The sequence below is a fragment of the Arthrobacter bussei genome (assembly GCF_009377195.2).
Taxonomy (GTDB): Bacteria; Actinomycetota; Actinomycetes; order Actinomycetales; family Micrococcaceae; genus Arthrobacter_D; species Arthrobacter_D bussei.
This window is the reverse complement of record NZ_VJXX01000001.1, coordinates 1,414,799-1,437,297: the sequence shown is the minus strand read 5'-3', so window position 1 is coordinate 1,437,297 and position 22,499 is coordinate 1,414,799. Positions and strand designations below refer to the sequence as shown.

General features: G+C 70.6%; 24 protein-coding genes. 14 read left to right on the top strand and 10 right to left on the bottom strand.

Going from position 1 to position 22,499, the window contains the following annotated elements:
* Position 1 precedes the first annotated feature (1 nt).
* Positions 2–226 (top strand): hypothetical protein, encoded by a 225-nt coding sequence (locus FNH21_RS06810; RefSeq protein ID WP_152813278.1) that lies wholly within the window; start codon positions 2–4, stop codon positions 224–226.
* Positions 227–229: 3 nt separating this feature from the next.
* On the opposite strand, the gene FNH21_RS06805 is transcribed toward FNH21_RS06810, so the two are convergent.
* Entirely contained in the window at positions 230–1,528 is a 1,299-nt protein-coding gene (locus tag FNH21_RS06805) for an aminotransferase class I/II-fold pyridoxal phosphate-dependent enzyme (RefSeq protein WP_191931675.1), read from the bottom strand.
* A gap of 63 nt (positions 1,529–1,591) precedes the next feature.
* Positions 1,592–2,560, bottom strand: coding sequence for a helix-turn-helix transcriptional regulator (locus FNH21_RS06800; protein ID WP_152813276.1), 969 nt, complete (start codon positions 2,558–2,560; stop codon positions 1,592–1,594).
* Positions 2,561–2,937: 377 nt separating this feature from the next.
* Between FNH21_RS06800 and FNH21_RS06795 the strand changes: the two genes are divergently transcribed.
* The 3 genes from FNH21_RS06795 to FNH21_RS06785 all read left to right on the top strand — a co-directional run bounded on the left by FNH21_RS06795 (position 2,938) and on the right by FNH21_RS06785 (position 4,368).
* On the top strand, positions 2,938–3,078 hold the full coding sequence (locus FNH21_RS06795; RefSeq protein ID WP_191931674.1) for a hypothetical protein: 141 nt from the start codon (positions 2,938–2,940) through the stop codon (positions 3,076–3,078).
* An 87-nt stretch (positions 3,079–3,165) separates the two neighbouring features.
* Positions 3,166–4,134 (top strand): lantibiotic dehydratase C-terminal domain-containing protein, encoded by a 969-nt coding sequence (locus FNH21_RS06790; RefSeq protein ID WP_152813274.1) that lies wholly within the window; start codon positions 3,166–3,168, stop codon positions 4,132–4,134.
* 42 nt (positions 4,135–4,176) lie between these two features.
* The gene (locus FNH21_RS06785; protein WP_152813272.1) at positions 4,177–4,368 is read left to right on the top strand and encodes a hypothetical protein; all 192 of its coding nucleotides are present in this window, start codon (positions 4,177–4,179) and stop codon (positions 4,366–4,368) included.
* A 106-nt stretch (positions 4,369–4,474) separates the two neighbouring features.
* Here the strand turns inward: FNH21_RS06785 and FNH21_RS06780 are convergent, their stop codons facing one another.
* Positions 4,475–5,035 (bottom strand): NAD(P)H-dependent oxidoreductase, encoded by a 561-nt coding sequence (locus FNH21_RS06780; protein WP_152813270.1) that lies wholly within the window; start codon positions 5,033–5,035, stop codon positions 4,475–4,477.
* A gap of 114 nt (positions 5,036–5,149) precedes the next feature.
* Here FNH21_RS06780 and FNH21_RS06775 point away from each other — a divergent pair, with 114 nt between their 5' ends.
* The 4 genes from FNH21_RS06775 (at position 5,150) to FNH21_RS06760 (ending at position 7,788) form a co-directional block, all read left to right on the top strand.
* Entirely contained in the window at positions 5,150–5,743 is a 594-nt protein-coding gene (locus FNH21_RS06775) for a TetR/AcrR family transcriptional regulator (RefSeq protein WP_152813268.1), read from the top strand.
* A 135-nt stretch (positions 5,744–5,878) separates the two neighbouring features.
* The gene (locus FNH21_RS06770; protein ID WP_152813266.1) at positions 5,879–6,706 is read left to right on the top strand and encodes a GAF and ANTAR domain-containing protein; all 828 of its coding nucleotides are present in this window, start codon (positions 5,879–5,881) and stop codon (positions 6,704–6,706) included.
* Between the two features lie 15 nt (positions 6,707–6,721).
* Complete coding sequence (locus FNH21_RS06765) at positions 6,722–7,615, top strand: Gfo/Idh/MocA family protein (protein ID WP_152813264.1); 894 nt, start codon at positions 6,722–6,724, stop codon at positions 7,613–7,615.
* A 17-nt stretch (positions 7,616–7,632) separates the two neighbouring features.
* The gene (locus FNH21_RS06760) at positions 7,633–7,788 is read left to right on the top strand and encodes a hypothetical protein (RefSeq protein ID WP_191931673.1); all 156 of its coding nucleotides are present in this window, start codon (positions 7,633–7,635) and stop codon (positions 7,786–7,788) included.
* A 22-nt stretch (positions 7,789–7,810) separates the two neighbouring features.
* On the opposite strand, the gene ald is transcribed toward FNH21_RS06760, so the two are convergent.
* Entirely contained in the window at positions 7,811–8,926 is a 1,116-nt protein-coding gene (gene ald / locus FNH21_RS06755) for an alanine dehydrogenase (protein WP_152813262.1), read from the bottom strand.
* A gap of 267 nt (positions 8,927–9,193) precedes the next feature.
* Between ald and FNH21_RS06750 the strand changes: the two genes are divergently transcribed.
* Positions 9,194–10,423, top strand: coding sequence for a helix-turn-helix domain-containing protein (locus tag FNH21_RS06750; protein ID WP_191931672.1), 1,230 nt, complete (start codon positions 9,194–9,196; stop codon positions 10,421–10,423).
* 29 nt (positions 10,424–10,452) lie between these two features.
* Here the strand turns inward: FNH21_RS06750 and FNH21_RS06745 are convergent, their stop codons facing one another.
* Positions 10,453–10,869: a helix-turn-helix domain-containing protein gene (locus FNH21_RS06745; RefSeq protein ID WP_152813258.1), complete on the bottom strand. Its 417-nt coding sequence runs from the start codon at positions 10,867–10,869 to the stop codon at positions 10,453–10,455.
* 158 nt (positions 10,870–11,027) lie between these two features.
* Between FNH21_RS06745 and FNH21_RS06740 the strand changes: the two genes are divergently transcribed.
* Positions 11,028–11,291 (top strand): hypothetical protein, encoded by a 264-nt coding sequence (locus tag FNH21_RS06740; RefSeq protein ID WP_152813256.1) that lies wholly within the window; start codon positions 11,028–11,030, stop codon positions 11,289–11,291.
* 107 nt (positions 11,292–11,398) lie between these two features.
* Here FNH21_RS06740 and FNH21_RS06735 read toward each other — a convergent pair whose 3' ends face one another.
* Positions 11,399–12,364, bottom strand: coding sequence for a hypothetical protein (locus FNH21_RS06735; RefSeq protein WP_152813254.1), 966 nt, complete (start codon positions 12,362–12,364; stop codon positions 11,399–11,401).
* Between the two features lie 156 nt (positions 12,365–12,520).
* Between FNH21_RS06735 and FNH21_RS06730 the strand changes: the two genes are divergently transcribed.
* Entirely contained in the window at positions 12,521–13,285 is a 765-nt protein-coding gene (locus FNH21_RS06730; RefSeq protein WP_152813252.1) for a MerR family transcriptional regulator, read from the top strand.
* A gap of 79 nt (positions 13,286–13,364) precedes the next feature.
* Here the strand turns inward: FNH21_RS06730 and FNH21_RS06725 are convergent, their stop codons facing one another.
* Positions 13,365–14,927 (bottom strand): GGDEF domain-containing protein, encoded by a 1,563-nt coding sequence (locus tag FNH21_RS06725; protein ID WP_152813250.1) that lies wholly within the window; start codon positions 14,925–14,927, stop codon positions 13,365–13,367.
* Between the two features lie 200 nt (positions 14,928–15,127).
* Here FNH21_RS06725 and FNH21_RS06720 point away from each other — a divergent pair, with 200 nt between their 5' ends.
* Both FNH21_RS06720 and FNH21_RS06715 read left to right on the top strand, forming a co-directional pair.
* Positions 15,128–15,988, top strand: a complete 861-nt coding sequence (locus tag FNH21_RS06720; protein ID WP_152813248.1) for a DUF1206 domain-containing protein — start codon at positions 15,128–15,130, stop codon at positions 15,986–15,988.
* Between the two features lie 16 nt (positions 15,989–16,004).
* On the top strand, positions 16,005–16,388 hold the full coding sequence (locus FNH21_RS06715) for a DUF2256 domain-containing protein (RefSeq protein WP_152813247.1): 384 nt from the start codon (positions 16,005–16,007) through the stop codon (positions 16,386–16,388).
* A 142-nt stretch (positions 16,389–16,530) separates the two neighbouring features.
* Here the strand turns inward: FNH21_RS06715 and FNH21_RS06710 are convergent, their stop codons facing one another.
* The 3 genes from FNH21_RS06710 to rhaI all read right to left on the bottom strand — a co-directional run bounded on the left by FNH21_RS06710 (position 16,531) and on the right by rhaI (position 21,231).
* A complete protein-coding gene (locus FNH21_RS06710) occupies positions 16,531–17,979 on the bottom strand; it encodes a rhamnulokinase (RefSeq protein WP_152813245.1) in 1,449 nt (482 codons plus the stop codon).
* Position 17,980: 1 nt separating this feature from the next.
* The gene (locus FNH21_RS06705; protein WP_338403204.1) at positions 17,981–20,002 is read right to left on the bottom strand and encodes a bifunctional aldolase/short-chain dehydrogenase; all 2,022 of its coding nucleotides are present in this window, start codon (positions 20,000–20,002) and stop codon (positions 17,981–17,983) included.
* Positions 20,003–20,064: 62 nt separating this feature from the next.
* On the bottom strand, positions 20,065–21,231 hold the full coding sequence (rhaI, locus tag FNH21_RS06700) for an L-rhamnose isomerase (protein WP_152813243.1): 1,167 nt from the start codon (positions 21,229–21,231) through the stop codon (positions 20,065–20,067).
* A 227-nt stretch (positions 21,232–21,458) separates the two neighbouring features.
* Here rhaI and FNH21_RS06695 point away from each other — a divergent pair, with 227 nt between their 5' ends.
* On the top strand, positions 21,459–22,490 hold the full coding sequence (locus tag FNH21_RS06695; RefSeq protein WP_152813241.1) for a LacI family DNA-binding transcriptional regulator: 1,032 nt from the start codon (positions 21,459–21,461) through the stop codon (positions 22,488–22,490).
* Positions 22,491–22,499 lie beyond the last annotated feature (9 nt).

The window sequence follows — 22,499 nt, the reverse complement described above, 5'->3', positions numbered from 1 at the left end:
CATGAACCAGGAGTTGCCGGGGGAGGATCCCGACCGTCGACCGCGCGCCAGGTACCCGCTGAGCAGGCTGCTGCTGGTCGTGGTCGTCGGCTTCATCGCCTCGAGCCTCCTGCAACTCGCCTTCCCGTGGCTGGACACGATCGCCCGCCTGTCCATCCTGGTGATCGTCGCCGCGCTGATCTCGATCACGGTGACGTTCCGCCAGCAGAGGCGCCCGCCGCGCTGACGCCTAGGGCGCCCGGAGATCGGTGATGGCATCGCGGAGGATCGGCGCGAGACGCCGGACGCCCTCGACGATGTCCTCGGGGGACACGGCGCTGAACGCCAGGCGCAGCTTGTTCGACGGCTCGTCCGACGGCGTGAAGGCGGCACCCGGGATGAAGACGACGCCGGCGTCGATGGCGGTGTAGAGCAGGGGATAGGTGTCGATCCCCTCGGGCAGGGTGACCCAGACGAAGAAGCCGCCGTCGGGCGTGGTCCAGTGCACGTCGTCGGGCAGCTCGGCGGACAGGGCGCCGAGCATGGCCTCGCACCGCTCGCGGTAGAGGCCGCGCATGGACTGCAGGTGCCCGCGCCAGTCGTACTCGGTGAGATAGGCGGTGACGAGCATCTGCGTGAGCGGCGACGGACAGAGCACCACCGCCTCGCAGGCCAGGTAGAACCGGCGGTAGAGGTGTCTGGGCACCAGCGCCCAGCCCAGGCGTACGCCGGGCGCGAAGATCTTGGAGAACGAGCCGAGGTAGATGACGTCCTCGGGATTGGCCGCGCGCAGGGGCTCGAGCGGCTCGCCGTCGAAGCGGAGCATGCCATAGGGGTTGTCCTCGAGGACCAGGATCGTGTGCGCGCGGCAGATGTCGACGACGCGCTGGCGGCGGTCGGCGGCCAGGGTGATGCCGCTCGGGTTGTTGAAGCTGGGGATCGTGTAGAGCAGCTTGATGGTACGCCCCTCCGCCTCGAGCTCGCCGATGATGCGCTCGAGTTCGTCCGGGATCAGTCCGTCCTCGTCCATCGGGACGGTGACGACGTCCACCTCGTAGGCCTCGAAGGTGTTCAGGGCGCCGACGTACGTCGGGTCCTCGCAGAGGATCACGTCTCCGGGATCGCAGAAGACCTTCGCGGCGACGTCCTGGGCGGATTGCGATCCGGTGGTGATGACGATGTCCTCGGGGCTGGCGCCCACGATCCCCTCGGCGGCCATGACGTCGCAGACGAGTGAGCGCAGTTCCGCCATCCCCTGCCCGCCGCCGTACTGCAGAGCCTCCAGACCGTGCTCGGCGATGATCTTCTGGGCCGTGCGGCCGAGGTCCTCGAGGGGGAGGGACCGGAGGTAGGGGCTGCCACCGGCCAGGGAGACGAGGCCGGGGCGGATCGAGATGTCGAAGACGTCGCGGACGGCCGACTGCTTGATGTTCGCCGCGCGCACGGAGAAGAGCGGGTCGTGCCGTGCAGCGGAGTCGACGGCGCGTTCGAGGGCTGCTTCCGTCTCGGCGGGCAGGAGGTCGGCGGAGGCTTCGCTGGAGGACGTCACGCCCAGAGTCTAGGCGCGGGTTCACCATCAGGCAACAGGTGTTGACCAGCGGCGCGTGCGCCGTCAGATCCAGCCGGCGTCGCGGGCCTTCAGCGCGGCCTGGAAACGGCTGTCCGCGCGCAGGGTCTCGAGCATCCAGGCGATGTGCCGCCTGCACGTCCGCACGTTGATGTCCAACCGCCGTGCGATCGACTCGTCGGAGAGCCCGTTGGCGAGTCCCTGGATGATCGATCGCTGCAAGCTGCTGAGCGGGGACTCCACCTCCTCGGGTGCCAGGAACGTCTGGCTGATCTCCCAGGCGATCTCGAACAGCTGCGTGAAGATGTTGATCAGGCTATGGTCCCGGATCACGAGCGCCGCCTTGTCGTCGCGCGTCAGCTGTCGGCCCACCAGGGCCAGCTTCTCGTCGAAGATCAGCATGCGCAGCGGGATGAACGGCAGGACTCCGAACTCACCACCGCCGGCGGCGATGGCCTCGACGGCCTTCCGCGTCGGGACGTGGTCCCTCGTACTCGTGTCGTACAGGGTGCGGCGGCGCACCCCTTTCTCCAGGAGTTCGAGGTCCTTCCGGACGCTCTCCTCGTGGACGTCCGCCGTCGAGCCCTGTCCCGGCTGTGCGATGTAGACCTTCTCCGTCACATCCCGGCCGTAGTCGATGAGCACGCGGTGGATGAGGTGGGGGTCCTCGAGTGTCTCCACCGACGTGCTCGCGAGGACGTGCTTGCGCGCATCGAGGAAGGTGGGGAGAAGGCTCGAGAGTTCGCGCCGCTGGCCGCTGATGCGTGCCTTCAGGTCCTGCAGGGTGCGCTCGTCGGCGTCGACCAGATCGGCGAGGGCGACATCCGGGGACACCGCGACGAGGCCGTCGTCGCTGCCCGCCTGAGGGCTGAGCAGCCGGCGCCGGGACAGCTCGCCGATGGCCTCGTCGATCCGGCGCAGTGTCAGGCCCAGCTGCTCCGACACCTCGGCGCGGGTCCAGCCCGGGTGTCCCACCGCATAGCGATAGACCTCCAGCGCCGTGGCATCCAGCATGAACCCTCCCTGTCGTCCCCTGGTCATGAGCATTCAGCACGGTGCGAAAAACATGACATGTCCAGTTAATGACACATCTGGCGGGCTCGCAATCCACGGGCCCCGTCCGAGCCGGGAATCCGCGTCGTTCCGCGGATCCGCCGTATCCGTCTTCCCTGTCGGCACGCATGGCCGTGGTGTCCGCATCCGCTCGGCGTCCGGTTGGCGTCATGTCCGCAAACGGCCACCCGTACTGCTGGACACTACCCTCTGCGCACCGACATTCTGATGGAGCCGGTTCACCGGGGTCCTGACCGGGATGCCGATGGATACGGGCACTGCGCATCCGCAGTGCGGACCAGTTCGACCTCCCGGGGAACGGGCAAGGAAGGATCGCCATGAAGAAGGTACTCGGCGCAACTGCAGGCCTGATGATCCTGGTCGGAGCCGTTGCGCCGGCAGGCCAGACCGTCAGCGCGGCAAGCTGGGACTGGCCCAAGGCCTCGGTCTCGGCCAGCAGCTGGGACTGGCCCAAGTAGGAACATGGCGGCGCCGGACTAGAGCCCGGGCGCCGCTCCCATAGCCCGCCCCAGCGGGGGTGATCACAGACCCTGAAGGAGAGAGCCATGAGTCAGCTGACAGCCGTGCGAACCGCCTCACGGACGGTCGTCAGCACTCAGTGGTGGCATCTCTCCCTCTCGACGGGTGGCTTCGATGTAGCGGACGGCATCATCGAAGAGCTGGTCACCCCGCTGGTGGCGCAGGCGCAGGCGCTGGGCGCCAAGCGCTGGTACTTCACGCGATGCGAGGACGCATCCACCGGAGTGGTCAGCCAGATCAGGCTCAGCATCCACGCGCACCCCCGGGTCCTCGAGAGGCTCCGCGCCTTCCAGCGGGCGCTCCAGGCCCGCACTGCGCGGACCCTTCCGCTGCTGGCGGTCCGTCAGCACTACACGGCTCCCGCGAGCAACACCTACTACTCGGGTGGGCAGGAGATGGCCGACCCTCAGCTCGAGGCGAACCTCGTGAAGTACGGCGGTGTGGAGGGACTCCACCTGGCCGAGGAGGTCTTCGAACTCAGCTCCGAGCTGGCGATCTGGGGCAACCAGCGGTTCCCCCGCATGCAGAGCCGCTCGGCGCTCGGCGCTCTGGTCCTGTTCGACGCCGCCCAGAGCATGATGCGCGGGCCGCGCTCGGCCGGCTGGCAGGATCGCCGTCGCCTGACCTGGGACTTCTACTGGGACAGCCACCTGCGAACCTGCACCGCCGACGTCGGGCCGCGCGCTCCGGCAGTCCGCGAGGCCATGGCGGCGCAGGTCTCCTCGAAGGCGACCGGCTTCCACGCCCTGATGGCGGCGACGGCGTCCGAGTCCGCGGTGCACAACTGGCGACGGCGCTGGTACCGGGCGCTCGACACCTACCTCTACCGCGCCGACAAGGTGCGGGTCAGCCGCAGCGCGCAGCACCTCACGGTCTACCAGGCGCACATGACGCTCAACCGCCTCGGATTCGTCCCCCGCGAGGAGGCCGCCCTCGGTCTCTACGCGCGGAGCTGGAAGCCGCAGGTGGACCTCATTGCACCGCGACAGCCCTGACGGTCACGGCCGCCCAGGACCCATCGAGCGAAGGACCGCACCATGAATGCCAGGAACACCATCGTGCTCGCCATGGACCAGGACGACCTCTCCGAGGCGCTCGGCTGCTCCTCCGAGGCGATCGAGTCCATGCAGAACGACGGCGTGCTCGAATCGCAGGGTCAGCTGTGGGAGATCGGTCCCGCGCGGGACTACCTTCGGGACGCCGCCTGGGCGGACAGCCTCTGGCACTGACACCCGGTCACCGGAATGTTCCGGTGCACGCACGACGACGCCGGCGCATCTCTGCGCCGGCGTCGTCGTGTTCCGATCCGGGTGCCCTCGGCCGAGGGTGCGTTCCTCAGGCTGCGACGGGTGACGCGGCTCCCGCCAGGGCCGAGAGGACGTCCGACACCTGGCCGGCAACCTCGGCGTCGTCCTTCGGGTGGACCTCGGCGAAGCGGGTGATCGATCCGCCGATGGACAGCTTGGTGTCGTCCACGACCGACGCTCCGGCGACGCCGAGGGCGCGGCGCGCCTCGTCGTGGGCCCAGACTCCGCCGTACTGGCCGAAGGCGGACCCGATGACGGCGGCCGGCTTGCTCGAGATGGCGCCGGCGCCGTAGGGGCGGGACAGCCAGTCGATGGCGTTCTTGAGGACGGCGGGCATGGTGCCGTTGTACTCGGGCGAGACGAGGAGGAGGGCGTCCGCGTCTGCGGCTGCGGCGCGGAGGTCGTCGGCCGACTTCGGGCGGTCGGCGTCGTTGTCGATGTCCTCGTTGTAGAACGGGACCTCACTCAGGCGATCGAACGTCACCACGTTCACGGCCTCGGGCGCGTGCTCCTTCGCGGCCTCTGCGAGCTGGCGATTGATGGAGCCTTCGCGGAGGCTGCCGACGAGTGTCAGGATCGTGGTGGTCATGGAATCTCCGTTGCTAGTGACCTCGCGGCCGGGGCTGGTGCGGACGCACTGATCCGCGTCTGCTCAGGGTCAAGCGGACCACGGTCCGTTTTATTCCGGGTCTATGCTTGCCCCATGCAGGGGGAGGGTTTGCTCCGGGTCACGGGCGACGACGGAGAACGCACGGATGCGGCCCGGAACCGCCGGCTTTTGCTCGACGCCGCGGCCGAGATCGTGGCGACCTGCGGTGCGGAACGGCTGACCACCGATGCGGTGGCGCGCAGGGCGGGGGTGGGCAAGGGAACCGTCTTCCGCCGCTTCGGAAGCCGGGCGGGCCTCATGCACGCGCTCGCCGACGAGGCCGGACGGGAATTCCAGCAGGCCTTCATGAGCGGCCCGCCGCCGCTCGGCCCGGGCGCCCCGCCGCTGGAGCGGCTCATCGCCTTCGGAGAGGCGAGCATCGCCAGGATGCGACTGGACGGACAGATCCTCCGGGCCACGGAACAGCAGGGCGGACCCGATCTCGAGCACCCGACGCAGCGGTTGGTCCGCCTGCACCTCGCGATACTGCTGCGGGGGATCGGGGCCTCCGATCCCGAGGTGGGCGCGTACCACCTGGCCGCCGTCCTCAACGCGGGTCTGCTCCTCCATCTGCAGGACGATCGGGGGATGTCCGTCGAGCGGCTGACCGCCTCCTGGGCCGCCCTCGTCTCGGCTCTGGCCGCCTGACGGCGCGCGGCCGGCGCCGCCGCTCATGGCTCCGGCAGGCGGTCCGACGTCGGTCCGGGGTGATCGCGGAGCCCTTGTACACTGTGGAAAAAGCGCCGGCAGCCTGCCGGCGGGCGAGTCGAGGTTGGAGTCGGTATGGAGGAGCTACCCGAGGCGCAGGCCGATGCCCGGGCGACATCCGCCGGCGACGACCCCTCCTCGCGCATCCTCCACGTGGTCGCCGACGAGGTGGAGGTCCTGCCGCCCGCGGAGGCCGCCGCGCGCCTTCAGGACCTGCTCGTCGACCACCCGGACGTCCGGTCCTTCCTCCAGGAGCTCGCGGACTTCACGGCCGAGACCCTGGGGACGCAGGGAGACACCTACTGCGGCATCACCCTGCAGCGGTCTCCGAGCGAGCAGCTCACCGTCGCGAGCAGCGGCGAGAAGGCACGCGCGATGGACGAGGTGCAGTACGACCACAACGACGGCCCGTGCCTGCACGCCCTCCGGGTCCATGACGAGGTCTTCATCGCCGACGTCGCCTCCGAGGACCGCTGGCCGGACTTCATGCGGCACATCGCCCGCAACGACGTCGGCGCCATGTTCTGCCTTCCCCTGGACCTCGAGGGATCCGCCCGCGCGGCCCTGAACCTGTATGCCGAGGACAGCTCGGTCTTCAGCGACGAGTACCGCCGGGTGGCGCGGGCCTTCACCGTCCAGGCGTCGCAGGCGCTCAAGCTCGCGGTGAGGGTGGCGCAGCACACGGCGACCGCGGAGGACCTGCACGCGGTCCTCCAGACCCGTACCGAGATCGATCTCGCGGTCGGCATCATCATGGGGCAGGACAACTGCTCGCAGAAGGACGCGTTCGACAAGCTCCGCCGGGCGTCGAACTCCCGCAACGTCAAGCTGCGCATCCTGGCGGCGGGGATGGTCGCCGGCCTCAACGGCTCCGTGCCCCGCGCCCACTTCGACCCGTCCTGACCCTTCCGCCCGCCCGTGTCAGCACCTCCCGACCGTCCGATCAGCACGGTCCTGGTCGGGTTCGGCCACGGTGGCCGCGTCTTCCACGCCCCGCTGCTCCGGCATGACCCGCGCTTCGACGTCGCCGCCGTGGCCACGCGCAGTGAGGCGCGGCAGGACGCGGCACGGAGGGAACATCCGGAGGCCGTCGTCGTCGGCACCCTCGGCGAGGCACTCCGCGCGGTGCCGGCCCTCGAACTCGCGGTGATCACCACACCCAACGCGACGCACGGTCCGCTGGCCACCGCGGCCCTGGCCGCCGGCCTGCACGTGGTGGCCGACAAACCGTTCGTCGTCGACGCCGAGGAGGGCGAGCGGCTGCGCCACGCCGCCCTGCGTGCCGGCCGGCTCCTCGTCCCCTTCCACAACCGCCGCTGGGACGGTGACGTCCTGGCCGTGCGGGCAGCGGTGGACGCCGGCAGGCTAGGGACCGTGCGGAGCGTCGAGTCCGCTGTGGAGTCCTGGAAGCCGACCGTCGGCAAGGCCTGGAAGCGCGAGGCGGCCCCCGCTGCGGGTGGAGGCGTCCTCCACGACCTCGGGACCCACCTGATCGACCAGGCGCTGGTGCTCTTCGGCCCGGGGGAGGCCGTCTTCGCGCAGCTGCACCGGAACCGGGAGGACACCGCCGCGGAGGACACGGCGTTCGTCGTCATCGAGCACGCGTCGGGCGTGACGAGCCACGTGCGCGCCGGCACGCTCGAACCGCTGGCCCGCCCGCGGTTCCGCGTCACCGGTAGCGCCGGTTCGCTCGTCATCACCGGGACGGACCCGCAGGAGGCGCTGCTGGACCAGGGTGTCCCTCCTGCCGGCGTCGCTGCAGCCGCTGCAGCCTGCCGGGCGCGAGCCGCGGCGTGCTCGGCGCGGGCGTAACCGAGGAGCCCTTCCCCGTGGGGCCGGGCGACTACCCGGCGTTCTACGCCGGCCTCGCTGCGGCGATCGACGGGGAGGGACCAGCTCCCGTATCGGTGGAGGAGGCCCTCGCCGTCGTCCGGCTCATCGAGCGGGTCCATGCGGCGTTCCCCGTCCGGCGCGGTCCGCGCTGAGCGCACGACCGGCGGACGGGGATCACCCGACCAGCGCGGCCCGGTCCTCGGCGAGCTCGAGGCCGTGCGCCGCCGACACGGAGTGGTGCGCCACCCGGCCCGCAGCGACGTTGAGTCCTCGGGCCAGCGCCGGATCGGCCGCGAACGCAGCCTGGACCCCCTTGTCCGCGAGGGCGACGGCGTAGCGGAGGGTCACATTGGTCAACGCGTAGGTCGAGGTGTTCGGGACGGCGCCCGGCATGTTGCCCACGCAGTAGAAGAGGGACCCGTGGACCCGGAAGGTCGGGTCCTCGTGGGTGGTGACGCGCGAATCCTCGAAGCAGCCGCCCTGATCCACGGCGATGTCGACGAGGACGCTGCCGGGCTTCATCCGCTCGACGAGGGCATTCGTGACGAGCTTCGGGGCGCGCGCGCCCGGGATGAGGACGGAGCCGATCACGAGGTCCGCCTCGAGGACGGAGGTCTCGATCTCCAGCGAGTTGGAGGCGACGGTCTTGACGCGGCCCGCGTAGAGGGCGTCGATCTCGCGCAGCCGGGCGATGTCGATGTCGAGGATGGTGACCTCCGCACCCGTCCCGACCGCCATCGCCGTCGCGTTGGTTCCTGCGACCCCCGCGCCGAGGACCACCACCTTGGCAGGGCGGACCCCTGCCACCCCGCCGAGCAGGAGGCCCGGGCCGCCGGCGGGTGCCGTCATCACCTGCGCACCGACCTGGACGGACAGGCGGCCGGCGACCTCGGACATGGGAGCGAGGAGGGGGAGCGAGCGGCCGTCCTGCACCGTCTCGTAGGCGATGGCGGTGACACCCGCGTCGAGCAGGGCGCGGGTCAGCTCCGGCTCGGCAGCCAGGTGGAGGTACGTGAACAGGATGAGCCCGTCGCGGAAGCGGTGGTACTCCGCCGCGACCGGTTCCTTCACCTTCATGACCATGTCCGCGCGCGCCCACACGTCGTCGGCGTCGTCCACGAGTTCGGCTCCCGCCGCCTCGTACTCCGCATCGGTGATGCTGGAGCCGGTCCCGGCGCCGCGCTCGACCAGGACGGTGTGTCCGTGTGCGCGGAACTCATGGACGCCGGACGCGGTGATCGCCACCCGGAACTCGTTGTTCTTCACTTCTTTGGGGACGCCGATGATCATGGGATTCTCCAGGCTGCGATCGGGGCGGACGGGGGGTGACTCAACGATAGGCCCGTGCCGGGCGGTCCGACCGGGGGTCTTCGGCCGGTGTCCCCGGGGAGCGTCGCCGGCCGACCCGCCCGGAGGAACACAACGGCGCCACGCCGCGGAACTCCGGCGGTGTGACGCGCACCACTAGCACGGTAGCGTCGGTGCCGCCATCGACAGATGTCGAGTCCGGGAGCGGCACATGTCGCCCGGAACGACCGGTCGCCCTACTGTTGGTCTGTGCAGAACCAGGCCATCGAGGACGTCGTCGAGTCCATAGCGCAGTGCCTCAGACGCGGCCTCTCGCTGGAGGACCCCGACGGCGTGCTCCTCGCCTACAGCAGCCACCAGACCTCGGCCGACCGCGTCCGGGTCAACTTCCTCCTCAGCAAACGGGTTCCCGCCGACGTCAGCGAGTGGCAGCAGCGGCACGGCATCACCCATGCGGTGCGCGCCGTCGCCGTTCCGGCGAACGAGGATCTCGGGATGCTCGGGCGTGTCTGCGTCCCCCTCCTCGTCCGGGGTTTCCGGGTCGGCTACCTGTGGGTGCAGCAGCAGTCGAGCGATGATCCTGCCGCCGGGATCCTGGCCGCGCTCCCGGCCGTCCGGCCGACCATCGACCGGCTGGCCGAACTGCTCCTCGAGACCGACACGGCGTCCTCCGAGCGCCGGACCCGGCGTGAAGCGACGTTCCTGGCGGCCTGCCGCGGCGTCGCCACCGCCGTCGAGGAGCTGCGGGGCTGGCGGGAGCTCGGTGGCCACGGCCCCTGGCGCATCGCCATGGTGTTCGAGGTGCCCCATCCGACCGCACCGAGGGAGGGGGCCGACCCGAACGAGGCCGCGCTGCTGCAGCGCACCCTCGCGCTGCAGGCGACGGTCGGCGTCGCACCGGTCCTCTTCAGCGCCGGTTCCCCGGACGTCTCGGTCCTCCTGTGCGCGGCGGACGTGGGCCGCACGGCGCTCACGCAGGTGCTGGGCAGGTACACGCGCGAGGTGGAGAAGCGCGCAGGCCGCTCGGCCGGCCGGTTCATCCTCGGGTTGAGCGAGCCCGCTGACGATCCACGGGACCTGATGGAGGCCATGCTGCAGGCGCAGCATGCCGTCCAGGCCGCCGCAGTGGATCCGCAGCTCGGCGAGGCGTGCGCCTATGCGGACATCGGCGCCTACCAGTTCCTCGGCGCCGCCGGCTGGCAGGCGCCCACGCACGGCAGCGTCCACTTCGGGGAGCTGAGCGAGGCCGACCGCGTGGAGGAACTCCTTCCGGTCCTCGAACTGCTCTACGACAAGAACGGGTCGGTGCAGGACGTCGCAGCCCAGCTCCATCTCCACCGCAGCAGTGTCTACAACAGGCTGGCGCGCATCCGCTCCATCATCGGCGTCGATCCGCTGGCGGGGCTGGTGCGCCTCGAACTGCACCTGGCACTCAAGGCCCAGCGCTGGCGGTCACGGCCCCGCTTCGAGCGCGACTGACCGGGTGCTGTCCGTGCTGCGCACGGTTGTCAGCGGGACTCGGCCGCGTCCGGCCCGTGCGGCGCCCCGACCGGATCCCTGCGCTCGAGCTGGCCACGGAGCCACTCCTCGACGTCTGCCCTGCGGAGGCGACGGTGCGAGCCCCGGTACTCGACCGGGAGGGTTCCCGCATCCGTGAGCTTCCGGAGATAGCTGTGCGAGATCCCGGCGAGCTCCGCCGCCTGCGACGTGGTGAGTAATTCGGCGACGGACGTCACCTGCACGGCGTCGCCGTCGGACAGGCGGGTGAGGAGGTCGACGACGGCAGCGTGAGCTTCCGCGGGAAGGCGGTGCGCGGTGCCGTCCACGAAGACGGTGACGTCGCGGCTCGCGTGAAGGGCCCGGCGGAGCGGCCCCGCCAGTTCCGGGGAGAGGGCGGGTGATGATCTCGGGGCCCTGGAAGTCATGGAGCTCATTGTGCCAGCCGGCGTCGCGGCACCCGGACCCCGCCCCGGCGCTGCGGAATACCTGCTTCCGCAACGCGGAGCGGGAGTCTATATTCTAGGTATAAGTACCCTTACTACTTGTTTCCAGCGTCGGAGGCAAGACGAAAAAGGTGAATCTCATGACAACCATCGATCACGGGCGGAGCACGCGCACCAGCGGTCCCACCTCTCCTCTCCTCGACACGGGCGAATCACCCTCCTGCCCCCGGTGCAACACCGACGACTACCTGATGTTCGAGGAGTTCGTGCCTGCTCGGCAGGCGGAACACTCCACGGACCTGCTTCCGGCGAGTGCCAGCTACAGCTGCTCCGAATGCGGTACGTTCAACGCCCATACGGTGCCGACGTCGTGGCGCCCGCCCCAGTGGTTCTGGTACAGCTGACGGTCCCGCAGGGCACTGCTGTTCCGTCGGGCTGAGGCCCTTGCGGGACACCTGATGGCTCCGGACGGTGGATGACCGGGGCACGCCCATCGTCGGGACACCGCTGGTCAGGGTGCGGGCGACTCGCTCGGATCCGGTGTGGCGGATGTCGGGGCGGTGCCGGCCGCGGCGGACCGTCCAGGCGCGGCCAGGTGCGGAGCACCTGCGGGATGGGCGGTTCGGGACGCCGTCGACCCGACGTCGTCCTGCATGGTGTCCACCATCGTCTCCGACGTGGTCTCCGTCATGGTCCCCGTGCGTCCGGGCCGGGTCCGGTGCGGTGCGGCAGCACCGCCGGCCACCCGGTAGGCGATCCCGTCCTCGACGCGGCGGTGCTGGAGGAGGTGCAGGAGGGATGCGACGCACAGGGCCAGCCCGGTCATCTCGAGCGTCTCCTCGACCAGCGTCAGGACGAAGAACGACGGCGCCTGACCCTCGTTGATGAGGGTCATCCCCGAGAGCGTCTCCGCGCCCACCGAGCCGCTGACGAAGACCACGCCCGACGCGAGGAGACCGATCATCGCACGTCTCGGCAGCGAGACCACCAGCCTGAGCAGGAAGGCGCAGAGCACGGCGGCGATCAGGACCCCGGGAAGCACCCACGTGAACCCGAGGGTGATCGGCACGTACCGGGCGAGCTCGTTGCCGATGCCGTCGAGCCTCTCGTGCAGTTCCAGCGTCTCGTCGAGGGACAGGAAGAAGGCGAGGAAGGCGAAGAAGCCCCAGGACACCCGGAACCGCGCCGCACGCCGGGCGAAGTAGCCGGTGATGAGACCGACACCGATCCACAGGCCTGCACTGAACCAGGTGGGCACGTTGATCTCGCGGCCCACATCGAAGAAGTAGAACCAGAACTGGATGTCCGGGAAGGTCTCCGGCGTCGACTGTGCGATGGCCCGCCACAGCAGGTAACTCGTGGTGCTCAGTGCAAGGACGGGGACCATCAGGACCAGGAAGCTCCTGAGCAGTCCGATCCTCACCCACTGCGCAGGTACGGTGGCCTCGGCTGACCTGTCCGCTCGGCTCGAGCGCATCTGACTCCCTCGACGGAACTTCGCTGTCCTCGACCGTATACCGTCCGGGAGAGTGACTCACGGGGGACACGCCTCGTTTGACCCTGCCGCTGCGTCAACTCCTACCGTTGTACCCACCGGCGCCCCTGAGCACCGGATGCTCGAGGAAGGAGCGGCATGGACTACCCCATCACGGCCGTCGCGCGGCTGGCGGGCACCACGAGCAGGACGCTGCGCCACTACGGCGAGGTGGGTCTGCTCGAGGCGACGCGCATCGGGGTGAACGGCTACCGGTACTACGACGCCGCTGCACTGCTGCGGCTCCAGCGCATCCTGCTGCTGCGGTCCCTGGGACTGTCCCTGCCGGCGATCCGCGACATCGTCGACGAAGAGCCGGGCGGCAACCCGGCGTCGGCCCTGCGCGCACACCTCGATCACCTCCGCAGCGAGCAGCAACGGCTCGACCAGCAGATCAACGCGGTCCTCACCACGGTGGAGGCCCTCGAACGAGGAGAAGAACCCATGCCCGAGACCATGTTCGACGGATTCGACCACACCCGCCACGAACGGGAGGTGACGGAGCGATGGGGCGCGGAGGCCTACGCGCAGGGCGACTCCTGGTGGCGGGGCAGGAGCGAGGAGGAACGGCGAGCATTCCAGGACGAGGTGGCAGATCTCAACGCCGCCTGGACGGATGCCGCCTCGGCGGGGGTATCGGCGGGCAGCGCGGAGGCCGGCCGGCTGGCCGAGCGGCACATCGCCTGGCTCTCGTCCGTGCCGGGCGTCCCTCGCGATGACAGGGGCCGGTTGTCCTCCGACTATCTCCGCGGCCTCGCCGAGATGTACGTCACCGACCCGCGCTTCGGCGCGAACTACGGAGGACCGGGCGGCGCCGGATTCGTGCGGGCGTCACTGGAGGCGTGGCTGGCGCGCCGGCCCTGATACCGGCGCCGGACGGGGCCGCTCCGACGGGGCGCTCTGCCTCGGCGCGACCCGCGTCCGGCCGGTTCCACGTGGGCAGCTACCAGGGTCCGACCGCCCGGTCCCGTCCCGTGCGCTTGGCACGGTAGAGGTTGAGGTCCGCCTCCCGGAGGAGGGCGGACGACGTCGTGCCCGGGACGCAGCCCGCGAAGCCGAGACTCGCGGTGAGGTGGAGCCCACGGTGGATGTGCGGCCATCGCAGGTGGCGGACGGCGGACAGGACGGCGTCCGCCACGTCCTGCGGATCCGCATGCTGCTTGAGGACCAGCAGGAACTCCTCGCCACCGATGCGCGCGACGTCCCGGACGCCGTGGCATTCCTGCAGGCACTCGGCGACCGAGACGAGGACGTCGTCCCCCGCAGCGTGGCCGAAGCGGTCGTTGACCTGTTTGAAGTGGTCGAGGTCCACGATGGCCAGGGAGCCCGTCCAGGCGCCACCGGTCTGCCATGACCGTACGACGTCGGCCAGGGAGTCCTCGACCCAGCGCCGGTTCCGCACCTTGGTGAGGGGATCGATCGCGACGGCGGCCTCTGCCTGTTCCGCCCTGACGATCGCCTCGGTGAGGTTCTGAGCCGCGAAGAGGTGGTCCACCTGGGAGCGCCGGGCTTCGAGCCAGCGGGTCCGGGAGGCGCTGTGGAACGCGCGGTGGAGTTCGTAGGCGAGCATGAAATCACCCTGCGTCGCCGCGACGGCGGCGCGTTCCTCGAGGACGGACGCCGCGATCTCCTCGAGTTCGTGCAGGGTCGTGAGGGCCTCTGCCTCGTCGAGGGCGCGGACAGCGAGGTCCAGCTCCCCGAGGCCGTGATGGATCTGCGCGAGGAGGAGCTTCCGGCTCGCGCGGAGCTCGGGCTGGGAACCCGGGGTGACGTCCATCCCGTACCGCTCGAGCACCGCCGATGCCTCCTCCGGCCGACCGGAGGCGAGGTGACCGCGGATGAGGACGTCACTGAACTCGCCCTCGAGGTGCGGTGCGGCGGCGACCACCTCGTCGAGGATCTCGCTCCACCGGGATGCCTCCTCCGGCAACACCTCGTCCATGGCGGCGTGGAACGCATTGGACGCGAGCTGGGCCTTCAGCTCGTGGTCGCGCAGCTGCTCCGCGAGCACCAGGGCTCGCCGGGTCACGTCGAACCCGTGCTGCGGCAAGCCCGCGGCGAACAGCCCGACCGCCTGCCGGGTGAGCAGCTTCGCGCGGAGGCGTGGCAGCTCGGTCCCGTCGAGAAGCGTCACGGCGGTCGTGGCGTGCTCGGCGCCGGTGCCCGAGAGGCCCGCCATGAGGTCCGTCATCGCGAGGAGGGCATGGCAGCGGCTGGCGAGCCGGGTGTCGCCCTGCTCGGTCGCCCAGCCGAGGATGTGCGCAGCGCGAGCCCGGGCGTCGCGCGCGCCCTCGGTCCGGGTCAGGGCGTCGAGTGCCGTGACCTCGGCCCACAGGGCGACGTCGGTGCGGCCGAACTCCTCCGCGGCCACTTTGATCGCGGCCGCCTCGATCAGCGCCTGCGGCAGGTCGGTGCTGATCTCCACCGCCTCCAGCCCTGCGATGAGATCCCGCTCCTGGGCGAGGCGCAGCGAGCCGCTCTCCGTCACGACGTCCTCATTCAGCATGCGCACTCCCAGTGGTCGAGACAGCGCTGTCCGACGTACTGCTGGGGTGAGACCGGGGTGTGCGCTGGCGTGCCGATGCAACCGGCACCACCAGTGTGCCGCCTCGGAGCGACAGCCTCAAGGGGGCGCCGCTCCTCCTATGCTGGTGGGGAGACATCCGGAGCGTCCCCGCCGACCGGCGGAAGGGACGGCTGGGGCAGATGCGGGAGGGCACGGTGGCGACGACGGACAGCAGCGCGGGTCTGCGGGGCCGCGCGAGCCGCGCGGCCGACGCCGTCGAGCACGTCTCCGACACGCGTGCCCTCGACGTGGTGGCGCGGCTCGGATTCGGAGCGCTCGCGGTCGTGCACATCCTGATCGGCCTGATCGCCCTGCGCATCGCCGTCGGGGGGAACGGTGAGGCCGAACCGACGGGTGCGCTGGAGGAGGTCGCTGAAGGGCCCGCAGGGACAGCGCTGATGTGGATCTGCGCCGTCGGCTGCGCGGGCCTGGCGCTCTGGCAGTTCAGCGAAGCGACCCTCCGCGCGCGCCACCTCCCGCGGAAGCAGCGCATCGGCAAGCACATCTCGTCCGGGTCCCTCGTCATCATCTACGGCTCGATGGCGGCGACCTTCGCGCGCTTCGCCCTCGGCGACGGGCCGGACTCCTCCGAGTCCACGGTCGACTTCACCAGGACCCTGCTGGCGTCGGCGTTCGGCGTGCTGCTCGTGTTCGTGACCGCGGGCATCATCCTCGGCATCGGCGTCCACTTCGTGGTGAAGGGGGTGCGCAGGAACTTCCGCCCGGAACTCAGGACGTTCGAGGACACCGCCCGCGGCCGCGTGATCGAGGTGGTAGGGGTCGTGGGGCACATCGCCAAGGGCCTTGCGCTCCTCCTGGTGGGTGGCCTGTTCGTGATCGCCGGACTGGACCGCGATGCCCAGGAGTCGACGGGACTGGACGGCAGCCTCAAGGCCCTGCAGTACCACCCCCTCGGTGCCCACGTCCTGACCGCCGTCGCCCTGGGGCTCATCTGCTACGGCGCGTTCGCCGTGATCCGCTCCGTCTTCGGGCGCATGTGACGGGCACGGTGCCGCGATGGTGAGATCAGCAGGGCAGGCGCACGAGCCCAGGTCCTGCCGCTCCTGCGGCCGCCGCATCGAGTGGCGGAAGAAGTGGGAGCGGAACTGGGAGGACGTCGCCTACTGCAGCGACGCCTGCAGGGCCCGCAAGGTCCGCGCCATCGACACGGCGCTGGAGGAGTGGCTCCTCGGGCGGCTCGGCGCCGGATCCCGCGGCTCGGGGGTCGACCCGGCCGCCGCTGCCGCGGCCCTCGGTGGCGGTGACGCGTCGCTGCACGAGCCTGCGCGGAACGCCGCCCGCAGGCTCGTAGCCCGCGGACTCGCGGAGATGGTGCAGCGCGGCGCCGTCATCGATCCCTCGACCGCGAAGGGCCCCGTCACACTGCGCCGACCCCGGTGATCGCGCCGCACGCGGGCAGGTGTCCGCCATCGTCGGTGCTCCGCGCCAGGACCATCCGTCGCCAGGACCATCCGTCGCCAGGACCATCCGTCGCCCGTACCGGCCGTGCCACCGTCGTCGGGGTGCTCGCCCGCGGTGCCTGCTATCCCGCCGTCGTCAGTGCTCCGTTGCGTGCAGGCTCGTACCGGACCGTGTCCGCCGCGGCGTGCGCCGCTCGCCGGATGCTCCCGAGGCCGGGGCCGGCCTCCAGGAGGCCGGCCGCCCGCGCCTGGACCAGGATGTTCCCGAGGGCTGTCGCCTCCACCGGACCGGCGAGGACCGGCAGGCCCGTGCGGTCCGCCGTCAGCTGGCAGAGGAGGGCGTTCTGCGATCCGCCGCCGACCACGTGGATGACGTCGATGGTGTGTCCCGAGAGACGTGCCGCGTCCCGGAGGGTGCGCGCGTAGGCGTCGGCGAGGCTGTCCATGATGCACCGCACCACCGACTCCCGGGTCGGGAGATCGCCCGCCGCGCGCCGGATGCGACCGGGCATCCCGTCCGGCGCGAGGAAGTCCGTGGACTCGGCGTCGATCATGGGCCCGCCGGCCGGGAGCGTCGCGGCAGCCGAGAGCAGGGTCGGCAGATCGGGGACCGGCCCTTCGACGGCCCACTCCCGCAGGCACTCCTGGAGGAGCCACAACCCGCCCGTGTTGCGGAGGTAGCGGATGGTTCCGTCCACACCCCGCTCGTTGGTGAAGTTCGCGGCGCGGCTCGCGGCGGTGAGGATGGGCGCGTCGAGTTCGACGCCGACGAGCGACCAGGTGCCGGAGGAGATGTAGGCGAAGCCCGGCCCGGTGGCAGGGACGGCGGCGACCGCGGAGGCGGTGTCGTGGGAGCCGACGGCGACGACGGCTGTCTCCTCCGGCAGTCCGGTGGCGAGTGCGACCTCGGGCAGCAGCTGCCCGATGACGGCTCCGGGTTCCACGAGCGGAGGGAACAGGTCACCGGGGAGACCGAGCGCGTCGAGCAGATCCTCGGCCCAGGTGCCCGTCCGCGCATCGAGCAGGCCCGTGGTGGACGCGTTGGTCGCCTCGGTGCGGCGCTCGCCGGTGAGGCGGTAGGCGAGCAGGTCGGGGATCAGGAGGGCCTGCACGCCGTCGAGCGACCGCTCGGCGGCGAGCTGGTAGACCGTGGTGAAGGGCAGGAACTGCAGCCCGGTCCGGTCGTAGAGGGCCTCGGGTGGAACCGTGCGGTGGACGACGTCGACGGTCGTCCGGGTCCGCGCGTCGCGGTAGCTGAAGGGCAGGTGCCACAGGATTCCGTCGGCGTCGACCAGCCCGTAGTCCACGGCCCACGTGTCGATGCCGATGCCGGCGATCCGTAGACCCGACCCCGCTGCGGCGGAGGCCGCCAGGCGCAGCCCCGCCACCACCTCGGCGAAGAGCGCATCGATGTCCCACCGCAGCGCGCCGCCGAGGAACTGCGCGCCGTTGGGGAAGCGGTGGACCGTCGTGAGGCGGGGGCCGTCCTCGGAGACGCTGCCGAGGATCACGCGACCGGAGGAGGCCCCGATGTCGATCGCGGCGAACACGGGTGCTGGAGGGGCGCCCATGTCAGCGCAGGAAGGCGGCAGCGACGCCCGCGTCAACGGGGATGTGCAACCCGGTGGTGTGCGAGAGCTCGTCGGAGGTCAGGACGGCGACGGCGTTCGCGACGTTCTCGGGCAGCACCTCGCGCTTGAGGAGGGTGCGCTGGGCGTAGTACTCGCCGAGCTTCTCCTCGTCCACGCCGTACACCGCGGCGCGCTTGGCGCCCCAGCCGCCGGCGAAGATCCCGGAGCCACGGACCACCCCGTCGGGGTTGATGCCGTTGACGCGCACGCCGTACTCGCCGAGTTCGGCGGCGAGGAGCCGTACCTGATGCGCCTGGTCGGCCTTCGTGGCGCTGTAGGCGATGTTGTTGGGGCCCGCGAACACGGAGTTCTTGGAGGAGATGTAGATGATGTCCCCGCCCATGTCCTGCTCGATCAGCACCTTCGCGGCCGCCTGCGACATGAGGAAGGAGCCCTTCGCCATGACGTCGTGCTGCAGGTCCCAGTCCTTCTCGGTGGTCTCCAGGAGCGGCTTGGAGATGGACAGCCCGGCGTTGTTGACCACGAGGTCCAGCCCGCCGAAGGCCAGCACGGCGGCCTGCACGGCACGGAGCACCTGGGCGGGGTCGGTGACGTCGGCCTGGACGCCGATGGCGACGTCCGGGCCGCCGAGCTCCTCGGCGACACTGCCCGCGCTGTCGATGTTCAGGTCCGCGATGACCACGCACGCGCCCTCGGCCGCCAGACGGGTGGCGATGGCCTTGCCGATGCCGGACGCCGCTCCCGTCACCAGGGCGATGCGCCCGGCGTGGGACTTCGGCTTCGGCATCCGCGCGAGCTTGGCCTCCTCGAGGGACCAGTACTCGATCCGGAACTTCTCGCTCTCCTCGATGGGCGCGTAGGTGGAGACGGCCTCGGCCCCGCGCATCACGTTGATCGCGTTGAGGTAGAACTCCCCGGCCACCCGGGCGGTCTGCTTGTTGGCGCCGAAGGAGAACATGCCGACGCCGGGGACGAGCACGATCGCCGGATCGGCCCCGCGCATGGCGGGGGAGTCCGGGGTCGCGTGGCGGTCGTAGTACGCGGCGTAGTCGGCCCGGTACTCGGCGTGGAGCTCACGCAGGCGCAGCAGGCAGCTCTCGACGTCGGCATCGGCCGGGAGGTCGAGGACGAGCGGCTTGACCTTGGTGCGCAGGAAGTGGTCGGGGCAACTGGTGCCGAGCGCGCCGAGGCGCGGGTGGGCTTCGGCGGCGAGGAAGTCGAGCACCCGGGGATCATCCGTGAAGTGGCCGACCTGCGCCCTGTCGGTGGAGGCGAGGCCGCGGATGGTCGGGGCGAGGGCGGCGGCCCTGGCCCGGCGCTCGTCCTCCGGCAGCGGGCCGTAGCCCTCGAGGGCGGGGCCGAAGGGCCCGGGGGTCCCGTGCTCGGCGATGTACCGCTCGGCGGTCTCGATGATCCACAGGGAGTTCGCCTCGGCCTCGGCGGAGGTGTCTCCCCAGGCCGTGATGCCGTGGCCCCCGAGGATGGTGCCGATCGCCTCGGGGTGGGCGTCCTTGATGGCGGCGATGTCGAGCCCGAGCTGGAAGCCGGGACGGCGCCAGGGGACCCAGAGGACCTTCGGTCCGAAGATCGCGGCGGTCAGGGCCTCACCGTCCGCAGCCGTCGCGATCGCGATCCCCGCGTCGGGATGCAGGTGGTCCACGTGCGCCGCGTCCACGAGGCCGTGCATGGCGGTGTCGATGGACGGCGCCGCACCGCCCTTGCCGTGGAGGGTGTAGTCGAAGGCCGCCACCATCTCGTCCTCGCGCTCGACGCCGGGATAGACCCCCTGCAGTGCGCGCATCCGATCGAGGCGGAGGACGGCGAGGCCGGCCTCCTTCAGCGTCCCCAGGTCACCGCCGGAGCCCTTGACCCAGAGCAGCTCGACGTCCTCGCCCGTCACGGGGTCGGTGCCCACACCCTTCGCCGAGGTGTTGCCGCCGGCGTAGTTCGTGGTGCGCTTGTCCGAGCCCAGGCGGTTGGAGCGCTCGATGAGCTCCTGCACGGTCTGATTGACCGTCGGGTTCGTGGTGGCGTCGGTCGCGGGCCCTGTCGTCGTCGTCACTGTCATGCTCCCCATCCGGCCTGCCGGCCGCCCTGTCGCTCGCTGTTGATCCGGTCCTGGTAGCCGCTGGCGCGGTAGGCGTCCATCGGGTCGGCCGGAAGGCCCTTCGACTCACGCCACTGCGCGAGTCCGGGCCGGACGTCGGTGTAGAAGGCGTCCATCAGGATGGCGTTGGCACCCAGCACGTCGCCGGATTCCTGCGCGGCGGTCAGCGCGGCGCGGTCGATCAGCAGGGCCCGCGCCGTCATCTCCTGCACGTTCAGCACGGAGCGGATCTGGCCGGGGATCTTCTCCTCCAGGTTGTGGCACTGGTCGAGCATGAGGGCGATCCCGCTCTCAGGCGAGAGGCCGCCGCCGCGGACCACCTCGGCCATGATGCGGAACAGCTGGAACGGGTCCGCGGCTCCCACGATCAGGTCGTCGTCCGCATAGAAGCGCGAGTTGAAGTCGAAGGAGCCGAGCTTCCCGAGCCGGATGAGCTGGGCGACGATGAACTCGATGTTGGTCCCGGGAGCGTGGTGGCCGGTGTCGAGGCAGACGAAGGCCTTCTCGCCGAGCTGCAGGCAGTGGGCGTAGGAGGTGCCCCAGTCGGGGACGTCCGTGTGGTAGAACGCCGGCTCGAAGAACTTGTACTCGAGGACCAGGCGCTGGTCCTCGCCGAGCCGGTCGTAGACCTTCCGCAGCGAGTCCTGCAGCCAGTCCTGGCGGGAGCGCATGTCCGCCTGGCCCGGGTAGTTGGAGCCGTCGGCCAGCCAGATCTTCAGGTCGCGGGAGCCGGTGACGTTCATGACCTCGATGCACTCGTACATGTGGTCGATCGCCTTGTTCCGGACCGCCGCGTCGCTGTGCGTCAGGCTCCCGAACTTGTAGTCGTCATCCTGGAAGGTGTTGCTGTTGATGGTGCCGAGGCGCATGCCGTGATCGGCCGCGTAGGAGGCGAGGACGCCGTAGTCGTCCACCCTGTCCCACGGGATGTGCAGGGCGACGCTGGGCGCAAGGCCTGTCAGCTTGTTGACCATGGCCGCGTCCGCGATCTTCTCCTGCACCGTGCGCGGCGTCCCGGGGGTCGCGAAGACCCTGAAGCGCGTCCCTGAGTTTCCGTAGGCCCAGGACGGGACCTCGATCGCGAGCTGGTCCAGCTCCGCGGTGATGTCGTCGATGACAGTCATGTACTCTCTCCAGCGTGTGGCGGCCGGCTGCTCCATCACAGACCGGACGGCGATTTCTCGGGTATCTTCCACGCCCGGGGACGGCTCGGGAGGAGAAGCAGAAGTGCCGTGCTGTTGAATCGTTTCATTAGCACGTTTCAAAGTTATCCTTGCTGCAGACCGAGTGTCAACAGTCCCGCCGTCCGCCTGTCCGGCGGGGGCCGAGCACCGAGGAGCCCGAGGTATCGATGGAGAGCCGACCCGTCAGCATCAAGGATGTCGCCGACCGGGCGGGGGTGGCCGTGGGGACCGTGTCCAACGTGCTGAACCATCCCGCACGGGTCTCGTCCGCAACGCGCGAGCGGGTCCAGGCCGCGATCGATCACCTCGGTTTCGTGCGGAACGATGCCGCCCGGCAACTCCGTGCCGGCCAGAGCCGCACCATCGGGCTGATCGTGCTCGACGTCGGCAACCCGTTCTTCTCCTCGCTCGCCCGTGCCGCGGAGGACTGCGCGGCGGAGAACGGGAGCACCGTGGTGCTGGGGGACAGCGGGCAGGACACCGAGCGCGAGGCCCGCTACATCGACGTCTTCGAGCAGCAGCGCGTGCAGGGCATGCTCATCTCGCCGGTGGGGGACGTCGGTCCACGCGTCGAGGCCCTCCGGAAGCGCGGCATGCCCGTGGTCCTGGTGGACCGCGTCGATGCACAGCGGCGCTGCAGCTCGGTGTCGGTGGACGACGTCGCCGGTGGCTACATGGCGGTGCGCCACCTCCTCGAGGCCGGGCGCCGCCGCATCGTGTTCGTGGGGACGAAGGCCTCCTTCCGGCAGGTGGCCGATCGCCTGGCCGGCGCCCGCCAGGCAGTGGGCGAGCAGGAGGGCGCCGTGCTCGAGGTCGTGGAGGCGGACGCCATGACGGTCCTCGCCGGGCGGGAGGTGGGCGGCGTGATCGCCCGGCGGCCGGCAGGCCGTCTGCCGGACGGCATCTTCTGCGCCAACGACCTCCTGGCCATCGGGGTCATGCAGGCCGTGCTCCTGATCCGCGGCCTCCGCATCCCCGAGGACCTTGCGCTGATCGGGTACGACGACATCGACTTCTCCGCCTCCGCCGTCGTGCCCCTCTCGAGCGTCCGCAAGCCGACCGAACTCATGGGGCGTACGGCGGTGGAGCTCCTCCTCGAGGAGATCGAGGGCCCGTCCTCGCGTCGTCGCCAGGTGATCTTCGATCCCGAACTGGTGGAGCGCGGCAGCACGACGGCGGCGGTGCGGGCCGCGGGCTGAGCGGCGCGC